The following is a 1,914-nucleotide window of genomic DNA, read 5'->3' as shown; positions in this document are numbered from 1 at the left end:
CAACGGCGCGTTCTCGTCCTCCCGCACCGCCGCCACCACCGTCGCATGCTTGTTCAACTGACGCGCAGTCAACGTCACCAACACCGACGTGTCATCCCGCTCCGGAGCAACCACCACCCGGCTGGCCGTAGGCAGTTCAGCCCGCAACAACGTCTCCGTCCGAGTCGCGTCACCGATCACACCCGTCAGTCCGTCCCGGGTGGCCTGGTCGATCACCTTGCGGAGCGGGTCGACGATGACGATCTCGCTCCGCTCCACCCCCTGGCCGAGCAGTGTGGCCACCGCATGGCGGCCCTTGGTTCCGTACCCGATGACGACGGTGTGCTCCCGCACGGTGGGCCTCCAGCGGGTTGACGAATGGGCGTGCTGGCGACGATACCGGCCGGGTCAGATCTCGAAGGCCAGCACGCCCGCCAGCGCGGCGAAGGCCCCGGCGAAGGTGCGGCGCATCCCGGTCACCACCGACGGGCGGGCTGCGACCCGGTCCCGGAAGGCGGCGGCGAAGCGGCCGTAGGCCACGAAGACGACGAAGGTCATGGCCATGAACACCAGGCTCAGCTCCGTCATCCGCAGCCAGGAGTCCGGGCGGCCGGAGTCCACGAACTGCGGCAGGAACGCGAAGAAGAAGATGGTGAGCTTCGGGTTGAGCAGGTTGATCGCGACGCCGGTGGTGATCACCTTGAGGGCCGGCAGCACGGGGGCGTCCTCCTCGACGGCCAGGGCGCCCTTGTCCCGCAGCGTGCCCCAGGCCATGTAGAGCAGGTAGGCGACACCGGCGTACTTGATCGTCTGGAAGGCCGTCGCGCTGGTGTTCAGCAGCGCAGCCAGACCGGTGATGGCGGCCACCATGTGGGGCACGATGCCGAGCGTGCACCCGACGGCGGCGACCACACTGGCCCGGGTGCCGCGCGACAGCCCGGCCGCCACGGTGTACAGGGCACCGGTGCCGGGTGTGGCGACGATGGCAAGGGATGTCAGCAGAAAGCCGATGCTCAAGATGTTCCCCCCAGAGATTCCCGAAGTGGGCACTGTCCGAGCCCACTTGGCGTGCGCCAGACGATACCGGGCCCGGATTTCGGCCCGGGTCCGCAGCGCGGATGTCGCGACGCGCCAGGTCGGAGCAGCCCCCGTACGGATGCTGCCGTCATCCTGGTGCACGTGACGAAGAACGATCAGCCTTTCGGGCCCGGCCGCAGCTCCCTGCGGCCCGGGCGGTCGAGGTACCGCCGGGGTCGACGCCCGGACTCGGACGAGTCCGGCAGCCGGATCACCCTGCCGACCCGACCGCCGGAGCCACCGATGCGTCAGGTCGGCAAAAGGCTGGTGCTGGCGGTGGCGGTGCTGCTCGCCACCACGCTGATCGTCTGGCTGGACCGCAGCGGCTACAACGACAACTCCGACGGCACGGTGGATCTGCTGGACGCCGCGTACTACGCCACCGTCACGCTCTCCACTACCGGGTACGGCGACGTCACCCCGGTCAGCGACGGGGCCCGGCTCACCAACATCCTGGTGATCACGCCGCTGCGGGTGGTCTTCCTGATCATCCTGGTCGGCACCACCCTGGAGGTGCTGACCGAACGGACCCGCCAGCAGTGGCGGATCGGCCGCTGGAGGGACACCGTGCGGGAGCACGTCGTGGTCATCGGGTACGGCACGAAGGGTCGCCACGCGGTGGCCACGCTGCTCGGTCAGGGGGTGGAGCGGAGTGAGATCGTCATCGTCGACCCACAGGCCAAGGTGATCGAACAGGCCGCGATGGACGGGCTGGTCGGCGTACAGGGTGACGCGACCCGGACTGAGACGTTGTTGCGGGCTGAACTGCCTACGGCCAGCCGGGTGGTGGTTGCTCCGGAGCGGGATGACACGTCGGTGTTGGTGACGTTGACTGCGCGTCACGTTGACTGCGCGTCA

At 68.9% G+C, this 1,914-nt stretch carries 2 protein-coding genes and 1 pseudogene; 1 reads left to right on the top strand and 2 read right to left on the bottom strand.

The annotated features are described in order from the left end of the window. Nucleotides 1-348: pseudogene (locus ASC99_RS31265) on the bottom strand (NAD(P)-binding protein); the annotation flags it as partial. Between the two features lie 39 nt (nucleotides 349-387). Further along, complete coding sequence (locus ASC99_RS31260) at nucleotides 388-996, bottom strand: LysE family translocator (protein WP_057238411.1); 609 nt, start codon at nucleotides 994-996, stop codon at nucleotides 388-390. A gap of 204 nt (nucleotides 997-1,200) precedes the next feature. Here ASC99_RS31260 and ASC99_RS31255 point away from each other — a divergent pair. After that, the coding region (locus ASC99_RS31255; protein WP_235583185.1) for a TrkA family potassium uptake protein at nucleotides 1,201-1,914 on the top strand (714 nt) is incomplete at its 3' end.

This window comes from Kitasatospora sp. Root107 (assembly GCF_001424875.1).
Taxonomy (GTDB): domain Bacteria; phylum Actinomycetota; class Actinomycetes; order Streptomycetales; family Streptomycetaceae; genus Kitasatospora.
Note: the sequence above shows the minus strand (reverse complement) of the source record. Positions and strands in the feature narration are given on the sequence as shown.